Below are 17,854 nucleotides of genomic sequence, written 5' to 3'. Positions count from 1 at the left end.
CGTCCAGTTAATGAAAATTAACTGAAATCCCGCTACCGCCCGACGACGAGGAGGCCCTGCGGCTATGGACAAAGTGGTGGCGAGCGCCGCGGAGGCGGTGGCGGACATCGCCGACGGGTCATCGCTGGCGGTTGGGGGATTCGGGGTGTGCGGCATCCCCGACGCGCTGATCGCCGCGCTGGTCGACAGCGGCGTCACCGGCCTGGAGACGGTGTCGAATAATTGCGGCATCGACGGCGTCGGGCTGGGAGTGCTGTTGCAGCACAAGCGGATTCGCCGAACCACCGCGTCCTACGTGGGCGAGAACAAGGAGTTCGCCCGCCAATTCCTGTCCGGGGAGCTCGAAGTGGAACTCAACCCCCAGGGCACCCTGGCCGAGCGGCTGCGCGCCGGCGGCATGGGGATACCGGCGTTCTACACGCCGGCCGGGGTCGGCACCCAGGTCGCCGACGGCGGGTTGCCCTGGCGCTACGACGCCTCGGGCGAGGTGGCCGTCGTGTCGCCGGCCAAGGAGACCCGCGAGTTCGACGGCACCACCTACGTTCTCGAGCGGGCGATTCGCACCGACTTCGCGCTGGTGCACGCCTGGAAGGGCGATCGGCACGGCAACCTGGTCTACCGCGAGGCGGCGGCCAACTTCAACGCCGACTGCGCGGCGGCCGGAGCGATCACGATCGCGGAGGTCGAGCACCTCGTCGAGCCCGGCGAGATCGACCCCGCCACGGTGCACACCCCGGGTGTGTTCGTGCAGCGGGTGGTGCACGTGCCCAATCCGACCAAACTGATCGAGAAGGAGACGGTGCGGCCATGAGCTGGAGCAGAGACGACATGGCCGCCCGCGTGGCGGCGGAGTTCGAGGACGGCCAATACGTCAACCTGGGCATCGGGATGCCCACCTTGATCCCCAACCACATCCCCGAGGGCGTCCACGTGATTTTGCACTCGGAGAACGGGATTTTGGGCGTCGGGCCGTACCCCCGGCGCGAGGAGCTGGACCCCGACCTGATCAACGCGGGCAAGGAAACGGTCACCACGCTTCCGGGTGCGGCGTTCTTCTGCTCCTCGACGTCGTTCGGGATCATCCGCGGCGGGCACCTCGACGTCGCGGTGCTGGGGGCCATGCAGGTTTCGGCCACCGGCGACCTGGCCAACTGGACGATCCCCGGGAAGATGGTCAAGGGCATGGGCGGCGCGATGGACCTGGTGCACGGCGCCCGCAAGGTGATCGTGATGATGGAGCACGCCGCCAAGGACGGCAGCCCCAAGATCCTCGAGCGGTGCACGTTGCCGTTGACCGGCGTCGCCTGCGTGAACCGCATCGTCACCGAGCTCGCGGTCATCGACGTCTGCGACGACGGCCTGCACCTGGTCGAGACCGCCCCCGACGTGTCGGTCGAAGAGGTCATCGCCAAAACTCAACCACCCCTTGTGATTCGAGCGGCCGCACCGTGACCTCCGTGACCGCCGCGCCTCCCTTCGCCGATGAGCATCGGCGGCTGGTCGGCGAGTTGAACGCCAGGCTTGCCGCCGCGGCGTTGGGCGGCAACGAACGCGCGCGGGAGCGGCACGTCAGCCGGGGCAAGCTGCTGCCGCGCGAACGGGTGGACCGGCTGCTCGACCCGGGCAGCCCGTTCTTGGAGCTGGCCCCGCTGGCCGCGAATGGCATGTACGACGACGAGTCGCCGGGTGCGGGCATCATCACCGGCATCGGCCGGGTGTCGGGGCGCGAGTGTGTGGTGGTGGCCAACGACGCGACCGTCAAGGGCGGCACCTACTACCCGATGACGGTCAAAAAGCACCTGCGCGCACAGGAAGTCGCGCTGCAGAACCGGCTGCCGTGCATCTACCTCGTCGACTCCGGCGGCGCCTTCCTGCCGCGCCAAGATGAGGTGTTTCCCGACCGGGAGCACTTCGGGCGGATCTTCTACAACCAGGCGACCATGAGCGCCAAGGGGATTCCGCAGGTGGCCGCGGTGCTCGGGTCGTGCACGGCGGGCGGGGCCTACGTGCCGGCGATGAGCGACGAGGCGGTCATCGTCCGCGAGCAGGGCACCATCTTTCTCGGCGGCCCGCCGCTGGTGAAGGCCGCCACCGGCGAGATCGTCTCCGCCGAGGAGCTCGGCGGCGGCGACCTGCACTCCCGGGTGTCCGGGGTGACCGACCACCTCGCGGACGACGACGAGCACGCGCTGCGGATCGTCCGCGCCATCGCGGCCACGTTCGGCCCACGCGAGCCCGCCCAGTGGGAGGTGCGGCTCGCGGTCGAGCCCAAGCACGCGCAGGCCGAGCTCTACGACGTCGTGCCCCCCGATCCGCGGGTGCCCTACGACGTGCACGAGGTCATCGTGCGGCTGGTCGACGGCAGCGAATTCAGCGAGTTCAAGGCCAACTACGGCAAGACGCTGGTGACCGCGTTCGCGCGCATCCACGGCCATCCCGTCGGGATCATCGCCAACAACGGGGTGCTGTTCAGCGAATCCGCCTTGAAGGGCGCGCATTTCATCGAGCTGTGCGACAAGCGCCGGATTCCGCTGCTGTTTCTGCAGAACATCGCCGGCTTCATGGTCGGCCGCGACTACGAGGCTGGCGGCATCGCCAAGCACGGCGCGAAGATGGTCACCGCCGTGGCCTGCGCCCGGGTGCCCAAGCTGACCGTGGTGATCGGCGGATCCTATGGGGCGGGCAACTATTCGATGTGCGGCCGGGCGTACTCGCCGCGCTTCCTGTGGATGTGGCCCAACGCGCGAATCTCGGTCATGGGCGGAGAGCAAGCCGCGTCGGTGCTGGCTACCGTGCGCGGCGAGCAGCTCGCCGCGACGGGCAAACCGTGGTCGGCCGACGACGAGGAGGCGTTCAAGGCGCCCATCCGCGCGCAGTACGAGGACCAGGGCAACCCGTACTATTCGACCGCGCGGCTGTGGGACGACGGGATCATCGATCCGGCCGACACCAGAATGTTTGTCGGGCTTGCCCTTTCGGTGTGTGCGCACGCGCCGCTGGAACCGGTATCCTACGGCGTCTTCCGGATGTGAGTGCGGTGTTCGAGACAGTATTAGTGGCCAACCGCGGCGAGATCGCCGTGCGGGTGATTCGCACCCTGCGCCGGCTGGGCATCCGGTCGGTCGCCGTCTACAGCGACCCCGACGCCGCCGCGCGGCACGTGCTGGAGGCCGACGAGGCCGTGCGGCTCGGGCCCGCCGCCGCGCGGGAGAGCTACCTCGACATCTCCCGCGTGCTGGATGCGGCGGCGCGCACCGGAGCCCAGGCCATCCACCCGGGCTACGGGTTCCTTTCCGAGAACGCCGATTTCGCAGCGGCCTGCGAACGGGCCGGGGTGGTGTTCCTCGGGCCGCCCGCGCGGGCGATTCGGGTGATGGGCGACAAGATCACCGCCAAGAACGCCGTCGCCGCCTTCGACGTGCCCGTGGTGCCCGGGGTGGCGAAGCCAGGGCTGAGCGACGACGAGCTCGTCGCGGCCGCCGACGAGATCGGCTATCCGGTGCTGATCAAGCCGTCGGCGGGCGGCGGCGGCAAGGGCATGCGGCTGGTGGACGACCCGGCCCGGCTGCGCGAGGCGCTGGTGAGCGCGCGCCGGGAGGCGGCCTCCGCGTTCGGCGACGACACGTTGTTCCTGGAGCGATTCGTGTTGCGGCCCAGGCACATCGAGGTGCAGGTACTCGCCGACGCGCACGGCAACGTCGTGCACCTCGGCGAGCGGGAGTGCAGCCTGCAGCGGCGCCACCAGAAGGTCATCGAGGAGGCGCCCTCGCCGCTGCTGGATCCCGAGACCCGCGCGCGGATCGGGGCGGCGTCCTGCAACACCGCCCGCAGCGTCGATTACGTGGGCGCGGGCACCGTGGAGTTCATTGTGTCCGCCGACCGCCCCGACGAATTCTTCTTCATGGAGATGAACACCCGTCTGCAGGTTGAACATCCGGTCACCGAGGAGGTCACCGGACTGGACCTGGTCGAATGGCAGTTGCGCGTCGCGGCGGGGGAGAAGCTGGCTTTTGCGCAGGACGACATCGAGCTGCGCGGGCATGCGATCGAGGCCCGGGTGTACGCGGAGGATCCCGCGCGGGGATTCCTGCCCACCGGCGGGCGGGCGCTGCAGGTGTTCGAACCCTCCGGCGCCGGCGTGCGGGTGGACTCGTCGCTGCTGCCCGGGACCGTGGTGGGCAGCGACTACGACCCGATGCTGAGCAAGGTGATCGCGCACGGCGCCGACCGCGACGAGGCCTTGGCTCGACTGGACCGGGCGCTGGCGCGGACCGCGGTCCTGGGCGTGCAGACCAACGTCGAGTTTCTCCGTTTCCTGCTCGCCGACGAGCGGGTGCGCGCCGGCGATTTGGACACCGCGCTGCTGGACGAGCGGCTGGCCGGCTTCGCGCCGCTGCCGGCGCCCGACGACGTGCTCGCCGCGGGCGGCATGTTCCGCCAGTGGGCGCTTGCCCGCCGCGCCCGCGGCGACCTATGGGCCGCACCGACGGGATGGCGCGTCGGCGGCGGCGCCGCGCCGGTCCGCACCGCGATGCGCACCCCGCTGCGCACCGAGACGGTGTCGGTGTGGGGGCCGCCCGAGGCCGCCGAGGTGCAGGTCGGCGACGGTGAAATACGTTTCGCGAGTGCGCAAGTCGAGAGATCGCGGCTGAGTGTGACGCTCGACGGGCTGCGCCGCGACTACCGGTGGGCCGAGGCCGACCGGCACCTGTGGATCGCCGACGAGCGGGGAACCTGGCACCTGCGGGAGGCCGAGGAGCAAAAGATCCACCGCGCGGCGGGCGCGCGACAGGCCGAGATCGTCAGCCCCATGCCCGGCAACGTGATTGCCGTCCAGGCGGACTCCGGCGCCGAGGTCTCCGAAGGCGACGTGGTGGTGGTCGTCGAGGCGATGAAGATGGAACATTCGCTGGCCGCCCCGGCTTCGGGGTGCGTCGAGGTGCTGGTCTCCGTCGGCGATCAAGTGAAAGTCGATCAGGTACTGGCTCGGATCAAGGAAGGATCATGACAGCTTCCATTACCGCGGGGACGTTACCCAAGGAATACGAGGACCTGCGCAACACGGTCGCCGACTTCGCGCGCACCGTCGTCGCGCCGGTATCGGCCAAACACGATGAGGAGCACAGCTTCCCGTACGAGGTCGTCGCCAAGATGGGCGAAATGGGCCTGTTCGGTCTGCCGTTCCCCGAGGAATACGGCGGCATGGGCGGCGACTACTTCGCGCTGGCACTGGCGCTCGAGGAGCTGGGCAAGGTCGACCAATCCGTGGCGATCACGCTGGAGGCCGGGGTCGGTCTCGGCGCGATGCCGATCTACCGCTACGGCAGTGAGGAGCAGAAGCGAAAGTGGTTGCCGGACCTGACGGCCGGCCGCGCGCTTGCCGCCTTCGGGCTCACCGAGCCGGGCGCGGGCTCCGACGCCGGCGGCACCCGCACCACGGCCCGCCTCGAGGGTGACGAGTGGGTGATCAACGGCAGCAAGCAATTCATCACGAACTCGGGCACCGACATCACCTCGCTGGTGACCGTCACCGCGGTCACCGGAACCACCGGAAGCGCCGACGGCAAGAAGGAGATCTCGACGATCATCGTGCCCAACGGCACACCGGGATTCACCGTCGAGCCGGTTTACAACAAAGTCGGCTGGAACGCGTCGGACACCCACGGGCTGACGTTCGCCGACGCGCGCGTCCCGCAGGAAAACCTGCTGGGCGCCCGCGGAACCGGCTACGCCAACTTCCTGTCCATTCTCGATGAGGGCCGCATCGCGATCGCGGCGCTGGCCACCGGGGCGGCGCAGGGCTGCGTGGACGAGAGCGTCAAGTACGCCAAGGAACGCCAGTCGTTCGGCCAGCCGATCGGCTCCTACCAGGCGATCAGCTTCAAGATCGCGCGGATGGAGGCGCGGGCACATGTCGCCCGCACGGCGTACTACGAGGCGGCGGCAAAGATGTTGGCGGGCAGGCCATTCAAGAAGGAGGCGGCGATCGCGAAGATGGTCTCCTCGGAGGCGGCGATGGACAATGCGCGCGACGCCACCCAGATTCACGGCGGCTACGGCTTCATGAACGAGTACCCGGTGGCGCGTCACTACCGCGACAGCAAGGTGCTCGAGATCGGGGAGGGCACCACCGAGGTGCAGCTGATGCTCATCGCGCGCTCGCTGGGGCTGTCATGACCCGCGCCGGCGACGATGCAGAGCGGAGCGATGAGGAGGAGCGGCGCGCATGACGGATGCCAAGTCAATTGTCCAGCGGGGCTTGTGGTTCGAGGAGTTCGAGATCGGCACGACATACCTGCATCGGCCCGGCCGCACCGCCACCGAGGCCGACAACGTGTTGTTCACCACGCTGACCATGAATACCCAGTCCCTGCATCTCGATGCGGCCTGGGCGGCCGGGCAGCCGGGCTTCCGGGGTGAGCGGCTGGTGAACTCCATGTTCACCCTCTCGACCCTGGTCGGGCTGTCGGTCGCGCAGCTGACGCTCGGCACCATCGTGGCCAACCTCGGCTTCTCCGAGGTGTCGTTCCCCAAGCCGGTCTTCCATGGCGACACCCTCTACGCCGAGACCGTGTGCACCGGCAAGCGCGAATCGAAGAGCCGGCCCGCCGAGGGCATCGTCACCCTCGAGCACACCAGCCGCAACCAGCACGGCGACGTCGTTGCGCGGGCGGTGCGCACCACGCTGGTCCAGAAGCGGCCCGCCGGCGGGGAGGCGCGATGAACCTGCGCGCCGCCGGCCCCGCCTGGCTGTTCTGCCCGGCCGACCGGCCCGAGCGGTTCGCGAAGGCCGCGGCCGCCGCCGACGTCGTGATCCTCGACCTCGAGGACGGCGTTGCCGCGGCGGACAGGCCCGCCGCCCGCAAGGCGCTGCGCGAGACGCCGCTGGACCCCGAGCGCACCGTGGTGCGGATCAACGCAGCCGGCACCGACGAGCAGGCCCGCGACCTCGACGCCCTGGCCGACACCCCATACACGACGGTGATGCTGTCCAAGACCGAGTCGGCCGCGCAGGTGACCGCGCTCGCGCCGCGCGACGTCGTCGCGCTCGTGGAGACCCCGCGCGGCGCGGTGTTCGCCGCCGAAATCGCCGCGGCGCAGGGCACCGTGGCGATGATGTGGGGCGCCGAGGACCTGGTCGCCACACTCGGCGGCAGCTCCAGCCGGCGGTCGGATGCCACCTATCGCGACGTTGCCCGCCACGTCCGGTCGACGACCCTGCTCGCGGCGTCCGCGTTCGGCCGGATCGCGCTCGACGCCGTGCATTTGGACATCCGTGACCTCGAGGCCCTGCGGGCGGAGGCCGACGACGCCGTCGCGGTGGGCTTCGACGGGACCGTCTGCATCCACCCGACCCAGGTCCCGGTGGTGCGCGACGCCTATCGCCCCACCGAGGAGAAGCTGGACTGGGCGCGTAGGGTTTTGGCGGCGGCGCAGACCGAGCGAGGGGTGTTCGCGTTCGAGGGGCAGATGGTCGACTCGCCGGTGCTCAAGCACGCGGAAATGCTGCTGCGGCGGGCCGGAAAGCCGGCCTGAAGCGCGCGCGACACGTTCGGTCGGGATCCGCGATCAAACGAGGTCCCTTCGCATTTGAGCGCATAATGGAAAGTGCGTCAGTGTCGCGGCGAGGTGAGCCCCGGCCGTGGTTTTGCTGCGGGTTTGCCACGGCACTTGCGCGCAAAAGGCACAGGACGGAACGCAGGGCGAACCGAGAGGGCGGCATTTTTCAAACGGCGTGACCCCTGGAGCTGGGGAGGCGGTATGGCACAGGCAACTCAGGCGCCGATGACTGTCGACCTCGACCCGGTGCAACTGGTCGCCCCGGACGGCACGCCGACGGCGGAACGCCGCTACAGCCGCGACCTTGCCGCCGAGACACTGTGCTGGCTCTACGAGACGATGGTGGTCACCCGGGAGCTGGACATCGAATTCGTCAACCTCAAGCGCCAGGGGCAACTGGCGCTGTTCGCGTCGTGCCGCGGCCAGGAGGCCGCCCAAGTCGGCGCGACCGCCTGCCTGCGCAAAACGGACTGGCTGTTTCCGCAATATCGCGAGCTGGGCGCCTTCCTGGTGCGCGGCATCCCGCCTGGGCATGTGGGCGCCGCATGGCGCGGAACCTGGCACGGCGGGCTGGAATTCACCAAGAAATGCTGCGCCCCGATGGCGATTTCGATCGGCACCCAGACCCTGCACGCCGTCGGGGCGGCGATGGCCGCGCAACGCCTCGGCGAGGATTCGGTCACGGTGGCCTTCCTCGGTGACGGCGCCACCAGCGAGGGCGACGTGCACGAGGCGCTCAACTTCGCCGCGGTGTTCACCACGCCCTGCGTGTTCTACGTGCAGAACAACCAGTGGGCGATCTCGGTGCCGATCTCCAGGCAGACGGCCGCACCGTCCATCGCGCACAAGGCGATTGGCTACGGCATGCCCGGGATCCGGGTGGACGGCAACGACGTGCTGGCGTGCTACGCGGTGGTCGCCGAGGCCGCCGCCCGGGCCCGCTCCGGCGGCGGCCCGACGCTGATCGAGGCGGTCACCTACCGGCTGGGCCCGCACACCACCGCCGACGATCCGAGCCGGTACCGGACGCGGGAAGAGGTCGAGCGCTGGGAGGCGCTGGACCCGATTCCTCGTTACCGCGCCTACTTACGGGGCCAGGGGCTGTGGTCGGAACGCCTGGAGGAGCGGGTCGCGGCCCGGTCGAAACGACTGCGCGCCGAGCTGCGCGACGCGGTGTTCGATGCGCCCGACATCGACATCGACGAGGTCTTCACCACCGTCTACGCCGAAATCACTCCCGGATTGCAGGCGCAGCGCCAACAGCTGCGCGCCGAGCTGGGGAGGCTTGAATGACCCAGCTCGCCGATCGTCCGGCCGGTCCCGATGAAACGCTAAGGGCGACAGCCGAAGACGGCGCGCCGGGCGCGCGGCCGCTGACGATGGTGCAGGCGCTCAACCGCGCGCTGCATGACGCGATGGCCGCCGACGATCGGGTCCTGGTGTTCGGCGAGGACGTCTCGGTCGAGGGCGGGGTGTTCCGGGTGACCGAGGGACTGGCCCGGACGTTCGGCGAGAACCGATGCTTCGACACCCCGCTGGCGGAGTCCGCGCTGATCGGGATCGCGGTCGGGCTGGCCCTGCGCGGCTTCGTGCCCGTGCCCGAGATCCAGTTCGACGGCTTCTCCTATCCGGCGTTCGACCAGCTGGTCAGCCACCTGGCGAAGTACCGCACCCGCACCCGCGGCGAGGTGAACATGCCGGTCACCGTCCGAATCCCGTCGTTCGGCGGTATCGGTGCGGCCGAGCATCATTCGGATTCCACCGAGGCGTACTGGGCGCACACCGCCGGCCTGAAGGTGGTGGTCCCGTCGAATCCGTCCGACGCCTATTGGCTGCTTCGACACGCGATCGCCTGCCCCGACCCGGTGATCTTCCTGGAACCGAAGCGGCGCTATCACGGGCGCGGCGCGGTCGACACCGATCGGCCCGAACCGCCCATCGGCCAGGCGATGGTGCGCCGTCCGGGCACCGACGTAACCGTCATCACCTACGGCAACCTGGTGAACACCGCCGTCGCCACCGCGGAAGAGGCTCAGCGCCAACGTGCTTGGAGCCTGGAGGTCATCGATCTGCGATCGCTGGTCCCGTTGGACTTCGACACCGTCGCGGCCTCGATTCATCGAACCGGGCGCTGCGTGGTGATGCACGAGGGGCCGCGCAGCCTGGGCTACGGGGCCGGCCTGGCCGCCCGCATCCAGGAGGAGATGTTCTACGAGCTGGAAGCACCGGTGTTGCGGGCCTGCGGATTTGACACCCCTTACCCGCCGGCGCGGCTGGAGCGGTTGTGGCTGCCCGGCCCCGACCGGCTGCTGGACTGCGTCGAGCGCGCGCTGGAGCAGCCGTGAGCGCCGACGAGCGGATCAAGGCATTCCGGGTTCCCGATCTCGGCGAGGGACTCGAAGACGTCACCGTGACGCGCTGGAACGTCGCGGTCGGTGACGAGGTCGAGCTCAATCAGGTCCTGTGTTCGGTGGAGACCGCCAAGGCCGAGGTGGAAATCCCGAGCCCGTATGCGGGCCGGATCGTCGAAATGTACGGCGCCGAGGGCGATGTGCTCGACGTGGGCGCGGTGCTGGTGCGGATCGAGACTGCCCCGGCGAGCGCGGAGTCCCCCGCGGCCAACGGCCAATCCACGGCGCCCACGCTGGTCGGTTATGGCGCGAATGACGACATCGACGTCAGCCGGCGCCGGGGCCGGCCGCGCGCCGCTCCTCCGGTGCGCAAACTGGCCAAGGAGCTCTCCGTCGACCTCGCCTCGATACAGCATCGTGGGGTGATCACCCGCGCGGACGTGATCTCGGCCGCCGAGGGCTCCCGGGCTGCCTCAGACGTTCGGTCTGTGCAGGGTGTGCAGGCGCGGATGGCGGAGAAAATGGCGTTGTCCCACAAGGAGATTCCGGCCGCGAAGGTCAGTGCGGGTGTCGATTGCTCCGAATTGCTGCGGCTGCGCGACCGGTTCCGCCCGGCGCAGCCGGAGATCACGCCGTTCGTGCTGACGCTGCGGCTGCTGGTCATTGCGCTCAGCCACAACGGGATCCTCAACTCGACGTGGGTCGATTCCCCGGACGGGCCGCAGGTGCACGTCCACCGCCACGTGCACCTCGGCTTCGGGGTGGCGACCGAACGCGGACTGCTCGTCCCGGTGATCACCGACGCGCACAAGAAGACCACCCGCGAACTGGCCGGCCGGACAGGCGAATTGATCACCGGGGCGCGCGAGGGCACGCTGGCGCCTGCCGAGCTGCGCGGCTCGACCTTCACCGTGTCGAACTTCGGCGCCCTGGGCGTCGACGACGGCGTGCCGGTGATCAACCACCCCGAGGCCGCGATCCTGGGCATGGGGGCGATCAAGCCGCGGCCGGTGGCCGTCGGCGACGAGGTGGTAGTGCGTCCGGTGACGACGCTGACGTGCGTATTCGACCACCGCGTCGCCGACGGGGCGCAGGCGGCCCAATTCCTCTGCGAGCTCAGGGATCTGATCGAGTCTCCCGAGACCGCGCTGCTGGATCTCTAGCCCGCCGTCAGGAGTGGGGCGGCACCGGGCACCAGAACAGGCCGCAGTTGAAATTCGGCTGGTGGAACGGCGGTGGCGGCGGGTGGGGCGGGGGGTTGTCGGTGTCCCAGCACTGATTCCAGTATTTGTTCTCACCCCACGCCGGGTTCCACGGCTGGTTCGGGCACCAATAGACCTGCGGCGCAACGCTGGGCTGGGCCTGCGCGGTTCCTGTGGCCAGCCCGAACCCGGCCATCGCGACACCGCTGGACAGCAGCGCTCCGGCGACGAGCCGCTTCAGAATGGGGGTGGAGATCATGCTGTGCTTCCTTTGCTCGGGGCGCCGCCTCGCGCGGCGTCTTCGCGGCAAGTTCACCCGGGACGGATTGCTACCGATCCCAAAAACACACAACGCTAGCGGCCCCGCGCCGCGGCCAGCCGGGCGGCGAACTCGGGGGACTGGATGGACTTGGCCTGCGGCCCCAATTCGGCGCGCATCGTCAGTTCGTGTTGCTCGTTGTCCAGCGAACCCGGGCTGAACGTGGCGCGCATCGTGGCCTTGGTCGCCAGCACCACGTCGCGCGGCGCGCCCGCCGGCCCCGACGCCAGTTCCCGCGCGGCCGCGACGGGGTCGTCGGCGACGCTGAGCGCCAGCCCGTGCCGCACGGCGGAGCCGGCGTCGAAGCACATTCCGAACAACAGGGCCGCGCGGGCCACCTGCGGGCCGACCGCTCGCTGCAGCATCCAGGTTGCGCCGCCGCCGGGGTGCAGGCCGAGCTTCTGGAAGCGGGCGTCGAACAGTGCGGCCGGCCCGGCGATGCGCACGTCGGCGGCCAACGCCAGGTTGAGCCCGGCGCCGACGGCCGGGCCGTTGACCGCGGCGATGGTGGGCAGCTTGCATTTGCTCACGGCCATGAAGCCGTCGTAGATCAGCGTCAGCCCCGACTCCGCCGCCCCGCCACCCGCGGCGCCCAGCGCGCTGAGGTCGGCGCCCGCGCAGAACGCCCTGCCCGCGCCCGTGACCACCACGGCGTGCACGCCAGGATCGGATTCGGCCCGCTCGATGGCCGCGCGCAGCAACGCCGACATCTCGGCGGTGAACGCGTTACGCCGGTCGGGGTCGTTGACGGTGATGAGCGCGACGTGATCGTCGACGCTGTACAACACGAGTTCGGGTTGGGCCACCGGGCACCTCCGCGGTTTTCAGGGGTTGGCCTCGTTGCCCAGCAACATTACGTACACGGCGTCGGCGTGACCTAACCCCGGGTCATGATCTTCGTGAGGTTACGGGCCAGCGGTTGCATCAGTCGCGGCGAGAGCCGGTGCAGCAGATACGGGCCGAGGACGTGCGTGCGCGGCGAGACCACTATCAGTCGCGGGCGCGCGATCGCGTCGAGCACCGCAGCCGCGACCGTGTCCGGCGACGCGCCGTGCTTCTGGTAGAAGGCCACGATCTTGGCCTGATCCGCGGCGAGCTGCCCGTGCACGATGGTTCCCTCCCGCACGAGCGGGGTGTTGATGACGCCGGGGCAGAGCGCGACGACGCGAATGCCGCGTGGCCGCAGCTCCGCGTCGAGCGCCTCGCTCATCCCGACGACGCCGTACTTCGACGCGCAGTAGGGCGCCATGCGCGCGATCGGGTGCAGGCCGGCCTCCGATGCGGTGTTGACGATGGTGGCCGGGTGGCCCTGGTGCAGCATCCGCGGCACGAACGCCTGCACGCCGTAGGCCACGCCGAGCAGGTTCACGTTGATCACGCGCTGCCAGTCCTCGACGGTGGTGGAGTCGATGTCGGCGCCGTGGCCGATGCCGGCGTTGTTGTGCAGGATGTCGACCCGCCCGTCGGCGTCGAAGACGGCCTTGGCCAGCGCCTCGACCTCCTCGGGACGGCTCACGTCAATCGCGTGATCGACTGCGCCGCCGCCGATTTCGCGGGCCACGGCGGCCGCCGCGTCGGCGTTGATGTCGGCCACGTGGACCTTGGCGCCGCGCCGGGCGAGCAGCCGCGCGGTCGCCGCGCCGATGCCCGATCCGGCGCCGGTGACCACCGCGGTCTTGCCGGTGAGGTCGATGGTTTTTCCCATGGTGATCCTTCTGGACGTCAGCCGACGGGCCGCGGACTCGCGGCGTCGCTCTTGGGGTCGATCAGGATCTTGGCGTGCGCCTCGGGGTCGCGCAGGGCGTCGAACGCGGCGTCGACCCCGGGCAGCCCGACCATCCCGGTGACCAGCGGCGTGGCGTCGACCTTGCCGTCGGCGAGCATGTGCAGCGTGTCGCGGAATTCGAGCGGCGTGTAGCCGAGCACGAACCTCAGGTCGATCTCCTTGTTGATCGCCATCGACGGCCTGATGTGGTCCGCACCCATGCACACACCCACCACGACGACGCGTGAGAACAGCGGCGCGCTGGTGACGATGTTGTCGATAATGCCTGGGACACCGACGCATTCGAAGACGACGGGGTGCTTGGGCGTGGCCGCGCCGGCCGCTTCGGCGGCGCGCCAGATGTGCTGCCAGGGTAGCGGCAGCTTGCGGAGCTTTTCGACCGTGCCGATCGCGAGGTCGAACGCGTCGAGGACGGTGTCGAGATGCCCGTGACCCGCTGCCGCGGCATAGGGCGAGTCCTGCGCGGGGTCGACGACCGCGTCCGCGCCGCATCGTGTCGCGAGCGCGCGCCGGCCGGGCGAGAAGTCGCTGGCGATCACCGTGCGCACCCCGCGCGCCTTGAGCATGCAGATGACCGCGAGTCCGATTGGGCCGCAACCGATCACGATCGCAACATCACCCTTGCCCACCTCGCCCCGCCGGACGGCGTGCCAGGCGACGGCCATCGGCTCGGTCAGCGCGGCCACATCGGGGGCAAGCCCGTTCGGGACGGTGAAGGTGAGCGCCTGCTCGACCAGCATCTGCTCGGCGTAGCCGCCCGGCGCCTCGGTCGTCAGCCCGGTCGCGTGCACCTGCTTGCCGCGGCGCAGCAGCGGCATCGCGACGACGCGTGTGCCGGCCCGCGGTGACTTGCGGGTGCCGGGGCCGTAATCGACGACCTCGCCGCAGAACTCGTGCCCGAAGACGACCTGCTGATCCGATCGCATGAAGTCGTCGTAGCCCGATTCGACCATCACTTCGGCGAGCTCGTCGCAGTGGTGGCGCGCGTGCAGGTCCGAGCCGCAGATGCCACACCGGAGAACGTCGATCAACAATTGGCCCTTGGCCGGCGTCGGGGTTGGCCGGTCGACCACCTCGAGCTTTGCGTCGGTGCAGGTGACCGCCTTCATGTCGACCTTCCCGTCGAGCTCCCGTTGTTTGTCATGTTGATCCCAGTATGCGGTCAGCCGCGCAGAGCGGAGGCGAAGATCCCGGGCAGCGCCGTGGGTTTGCCGTGGACAAGGAACTTCACGAGCCGACGAAGCGTGGTCTCGGCCGTCTTGTTCGTGACGAAGAAGACCGGCTTGGGCGACATGGTCAGCTCGCCCTTGACGATGGCGCGCGGCGATGGGCGGAACGGAATCTCCGCAACGCCCTTCTGCACGTGCTGCAGCAAGAAGGCGTTGTGCACCACGCCGGTGCCGCTGCCGATGTTCTGGGGCGTGTGCCCGGGAAACGCGCCCCAGGGGGTGTAGCCCAGCAAGAAGTTCAGCCCGGACCATGCGTTGACGCCGATGGCGCCGTAGCGCAAGCCGGAAATCGCTTCGTCGAAGGCAGCGGCGTTGCGCTTGCGCGTCTTCGGGTCGATGACGATGCTCGCCCCGAGTGTGCCGGGCAGCACGTCGTTGCAGAACTCGACTGCATTGCGCAGGAACTCACGAGTGCTCTCGCCGGGAAGGCGAACGATTCCCATGGCGCCGGCGAAAACCTCGTCGCGCAGGATGCTGGCGCCGCTGCGCGGGTCGACGTCGGGAATGAGAGCGCGCGACTTGTCGGCGCCGAGGAACTCACCGCCCATTCCCTCGCAGGCCCGGTCGGTGTTGTCGTCCGAGCGCGGGTAGTACGTGCGGCGCGGCTCGACCTCGCGCATGACCCTGCGGACCTCGGCGACCAGCCGATCCGCGAGCGGCCAATCCTCCGACACGACCAGAACTTGTGTGGCACAACAGTTGTGGCCGGCGTTGTTGAGCTTGCTGGACGCGATGTGCTCGGCCTGGAACTCGAGGTCCGCCTGGCTCCAGTCGCCGGGCACGACGATCATCGGGCTGACGCCGCCCAGTTCGGCCGAGATCGGCTTTTGCAGAACCGGCGTGTTGCCGGCCTTACGGCTCGCGGCCTCGCCGTCGGCACCCCACACGATCGCGTCGTAGGTCGTCGCCGAGCCGGTCATGTGAACGGAGTCGACTTTCGGATGGTGGGCCAGGTACCCACCGACATCGCCACCGCCGTATACGAATCGCAGCCAGCCACGCGAGACGAACTCACCGAAGATCTCCTCGTAGAAGGGCCCCAGGTATTCGTTTACCGGGTTCATCTTCACGACGCAGACACTGCCCTGCGCAAACAACTGGTCCAGGATGTCGAGCGTGGTGATGCTGCCAATGTTGCCGGCGCCCAGGACAAGTGAGACCCCGGGGTGGGCGTAGCCGGCGCCGCGGTACATCCTGGCGGCGTCGTCGCGGGTTTGGCCGGCGCTGACGCCGGGCTCGATCCAAACCTGCGCCTTCCAGCCGTTGAGCAGCAAGCGGTCGTATCCGGTGACCGGAAAGACGTCGACGACGACCTGGCCGTCGGACCGGGTGCGAACGGCGTTGGGGCTAATCGGCTCTCGGCCGGCAAGGATCCGCTTCAAGACCAGGGCGTGCGAGTTGACGCCCTGGACGAAGGCCCAGACGCCGGTCAGCCAGTCTTCGGCGACCCAACCGGACGTCGGGGCAATGTCCTTCGCCTGGCCGGCCGCCGCCACCATCTGCGGGGCGACGTCGAGGATCTTTCGCGGCAGCTCCTCGAGCAGCGCAACCTTGTCTTTCAGCGGCAGGGCGACCCATGTGGGCGCACCGGCGTGCAGGTCGTCGAGCGCCTTGTCCAGCGCTGCCGTGTCGAGCGAGGTCGTTGTGGTCATCACGCCTTCCTAGACGGTGGCCGGCTTGGCCGGGCCGAAGTAAACCTCGAAGAACCGCGACGTCATCTCAAGGGGCACAGCCAAGTTGGCGTCGTGGTCGGTGCGCAGGCAGACCAGGCTGGGACCGCGGTGTTCGCGCGAGCGGTGCAGCGCGCCGTCGAGGTCCTCGATGCGGTCGACGTACTCGCCGTGGCAGCCCAGCCCCTTGGCGACGAGGTCCCACCGGATCTCGCCCTGGGCGGTCCCGAAGGTGGTCCCGTACAGCTGGCGCTCGTTGATCTCCTCCATGGTCCACGAGCCCTCGGCGAAGACGATCACCGTGACGTCGATGCCCTCCCGCGCGGCGCTCTGCAACTCCATCACGTTGAAGCCCGCCGCGCCATCGCCGGTCACGCACACCACCTCGCGGTCCGGTGCGCCCAGCTTGGCGCCGATCGCGGACGGGATGCCAGTGCCGAGCATGCCGAGCTCGAGGATCGTGTGAAACGAGTGCGGGCGGGTGGGCGGCAGCAGGCTATGGGCCCACAGCGAGGTGTTGCCGCCATCGGCCGTATACACGGCGTCGGAACCGAAGACCGCGCCGATCGCGCCGAGCGCATGGGCGGGATGAATGCCCGGGCCCTGCCACTGCAGGATCGGGGTGGCTACCTCCGCCCGCACCTGCTCGTCGAGTTGGCGGTAGCGCGCCAGGTCCGCGCCGTCGCGCTTGCCGGCGTCGGCCGAGCGCAGCCGCGCGGCGATGCCCTCGAGCGCGGCCTTCGCGTCGGCGAGGATGCCCAGGTGCAGCGGCCGGGTGACACCGAAATCGCTGGGCTCGATGTCGATTTGGATCAGCTGCTTGCCGGTTGGATCGCCCCAGTAGGAGTCGTAGGGAACGTCCAGATTGCCCATCCGCGACCCGACCACGAGCAGCACGTCGGCCTCGTTGCGGGCGAGATCACCGGCGGGGCCGAAGCCGAAGACGTAGTTGGGGTGATCGGACGGGACGCTGGCGCGGCCCGCCATCGAGGGAATCGCCGGGCAGCGGAGCAGTTCGGCGACCTCGAGCAGGACACTCTGCGCCCCCGCGCGGTCGACGCCGCTGCCCGCGATCAACACCGGGCGCTTCGCTGCGGCAAGAAGCGCGGCGGCCTCGTCGAGCTGGGCCTCCGAGGCCTGCGGTGGTCCCACCCGGTAGGCGGCCGGCGGCCACACCGGAGCGGTCCGCGGGTCGCCGGTTTCATACAGGATCGGCGCCGGCAGCTCGATGTGCACCGGGCCCGGGCGGCCGTTGTGCATCTCGCGGAAGGCCATCCGCAGCACCTCGGGAATCCGCGCCCACTCGAAGATCGGCCCGCCCCACTTGACCGCCGGCCGGAACAGGTCGAGCTGGTCCTGGCCCTGAAACGTCGAGGGCGGCGACGGGTAGACGATGCCGAGGCGGTGCTGGGAGGTGATCGCCAGCACCGGAACACCTTCGTGCAGGGCGGTGACCACCCCGGGCAGCAGGTTGGCCGAGCCGGGACCGGGATTGCCCAGCACCGCGGCCACCTTGCCCGTCGTCTTGTACAGCCCCTCGGCCATGTGCACGGCGGCCGCCTCGTGGCGCACCGGCACCATCCGGATGCCGTGCGCCTCCAATTGCGCCAGCAGCGGGTCGATTTCGGGGCAGGGCAGCCCGAACACGAACTCGATTCCTTCGGCTTGCAGCGCGCGGGCGAACAGCTCGCCACCGGTGATCTCGGCCATTTCCAACCTCCTGTCGAGGCCCGTCTT

General features: G+C 69.5%; 16 protein-coding genes. 10 read left to right on the top strand and 6 right to left on the bottom strand.

Going from position 1 to position 17,854, the window contains the following annotated elements; genetic code table 11:
• Positions 1-64 precede the first annotated feature (64 nt).
• From OQ968_RS06850 to OQ968_RS06805, 10 genes are all read left to right on the top strand, one after another.
• Complete coding sequence (locus OQ968_RS06850; RefSeq protein WP_324676035.1) at positions 65-811, top strand: CoA transferase subunit A; 747 nt, start codon at positions 65-67, stop codon at positions 809-811.
• Complete coding sequence (locus OQ968_RS06845; protein WP_324676034.1) at positions 808-1,452, top strand: CoA transferase subunit B; 645 nt, start codon at positions 808-810, stop codon at positions 1,450-1,452. Before OQ968_RS06850 ends, OQ968_RS06845 begins: the two co-directional genes overlap by 4 nt.
• Positions 1,453-1,457: 5 nt before the next feature.
• A complete protein-coding gene (locus OQ968_RS06840) occupies positions 1,458-3,032 on the top strand; it encodes a carboxyl transferase domain-containing protein (protein ID WP_324676032.1) in 1,575 nt (524 codons plus the stop codon).
• Positions 3,033-3,037: 5 nt separating this feature from the next.
• Positions 3,038-5,008: an acetyl/propionyl/methylcrotonyl-CoA carboxylase subunit alpha gene (locus tag OQ968_RS06835; RefSeq protein ID WP_324676030.1), complete on the top strand. Its 1,971-nt coding sequence runs from the start codon at positions 3,038-3,040 to the stop codon at positions 5,006-5,008.
• The gene (locus tag OQ968_RS06830) at positions 5,005-6,177 is read left to right on the top strand and encodes an acyl-CoA dehydrogenase family protein (protein WP_324676028.1); all 1,173 of its coding nucleotides are present in this window, start codon (positions 5,005-5,007) and stop codon (positions 6,175-6,177) included. Before OQ968_RS06835 ends, OQ968_RS06830 begins: the two co-directional genes overlap by 4 nt.
• Before the next feature lie 49 nt (positions 6,178-6,226).
• Positions 6,227-6,724 (top strand): MaoC family dehydratase, encoded by a 498-nt coding sequence (locus tag OQ968_RS06825; protein WP_324676026.1) that lies wholly within the window; start codon positions 6,227-6,229, stop codon positions 6,722-6,724.
• Positions 6,721-7,536, top strand: a complete 816-nt coding sequence (locus tag OQ968_RS06820) for a CoA ester lyase (protein ID WP_324676024.1) — start codon at positions 6,721-6,723, stop codon at positions 7,534-7,536. The genes OQ968_RS06825 and OQ968_RS06820 overlap by 4 nt, the downstream gene beginning before the upstream one ends.
• A gap of 225 nt (positions 7,537-7,761) precedes the next feature.
• Positions 7,762-8,853: a pyruvate dehydrogenase (acetyl-transferring) E1 component subunit alpha gene (gene pdhA / locus OQ968_RS06815; protein ID WP_324676022.1), complete on the top strand. Its 1,092-nt coding sequence runs from the start codon at positions 7,762-7,764 to the stop codon at positions 8,851-8,853.
• Complete coding sequence (gene bkdB / locus OQ968_RS06810; RefSeq protein ID WP_324676020.1) at positions 8,850-9,905, top strand: 3-methyl-2-oxobutanoate dehydrogenase subunit beta; 1,056 nt, start codon at positions 8,850-8,852, stop codon at positions 9,903-9,905. The genes pdhA and bkdB overlap by 4 nt, the downstream gene beginning before the upstream one ends.
• A complete protein-coding gene (locus tag OQ968_RS06805) occupies positions 9,902-11,074 on the top strand; it encodes a dihydrolipoamide acetyltransferase family protein (RefSeq protein ID WP_324676019.1) in 1,173 nt (390 codons plus the stop codon). Before bkdB ends, OQ968_RS06805 begins: the two co-directional genes overlap by 4 nt.
• 7 nt (positions 11,075-11,081) lie before the next feature.
• On the opposite strand, the gene OQ968_RS06800 is transcribed toward OQ968_RS06805, so the two are convergent.
• The 6 genes from OQ968_RS06800 to OQ968_RS06775 all read right to left on the bottom strand — a co-directional run bounded on the left by OQ968_RS06800 (position 11,082) and on the right by OQ968_RS06775 (position 17,827).
• Positions 11,082-11,372 carry a hypothetical protein gene (locus OQ968_RS06800; RefSeq protein WP_324676017.1) on the bottom strand — a complete coding sequence of 97 codons (291 nt, stop codon included), beginning with the start codon at positions 11,370-11,372 and terminating at the stop codon, positions 11,082-11,084.
• A 95-nt stretch (positions 11,373-11,467) separates the two neighbouring features.
• On the bottom strand, positions 11,468-12,238 hold the full coding sequence (locus tag OQ968_RS06795; RefSeq protein ID WP_324676015.1) for an enoyl-CoA hydratase: 771 nt from the start codon (positions 12,236-12,238) through the stop codon (positions 11,468-11,470).
• A gap of 71 nt (positions 12,239-12,309) precedes the next feature.
• Complete coding sequence (locus OQ968_RS06790) at positions 12,310-13,137, bottom strand: SDR family oxidoreductase (RefSeq protein WP_324676013.1); 828 nt, start codon at positions 13,135-13,137, stop codon at positions 12,310-12,312.
• 17 nt (positions 13,138-13,154) lie between these two features.
• On the bottom strand, positions 13,155-14,327 hold the full coding sequence (locus OQ968_RS06785; protein WP_324676011.1) for a zinc-binding dehydrogenase: 1,173 nt from the start codon (positions 14,325-14,327) through the stop codon (positions 13,155-13,157).
• Between the two features lie 53 nt (positions 14,328-14,380).
• Positions 14,381-16,099 carry an aldehyde dehydrogenase family protein gene (locus tag OQ968_RS06780; RefSeq protein ID WP_324676009.1) on the bottom strand — a complete coding sequence of 573 codons (1,719 nt, stop codon included), beginning with the start codon at positions 16,097-16,099 and terminating at the stop codon, positions 14,381-14,383.
• 9 nt (positions 16,100-16,108) lie between these two features.
• Positions 16,109-17,827: a thiamine pyrophosphate-binding protein gene (locus OQ968_RS06775; RefSeq protein ID WP_324676007.1), complete on the bottom strand. Its 1,719-nt coding sequence runs from the start codon at positions 17,825-17,827 to the stop codon at positions 16,109-16,111.
• Positions 17,828-17,854: the final 27 nt, after the last annotated feature.

This window comes from Mycobacterium sp. 663a-19, from assembly GCF_035616495.1.
Taxonomy (GTDB): domain Bacteria; phylum Actinomycetota; class Actinomycetes; order Mycobacteriales; family Mycobacteriaceae; genus Mycobacterium.
Note: the sequence above shows the minus strand (reverse complement) of the source record. Positions and strands in the feature narration are given on the sequence as shown.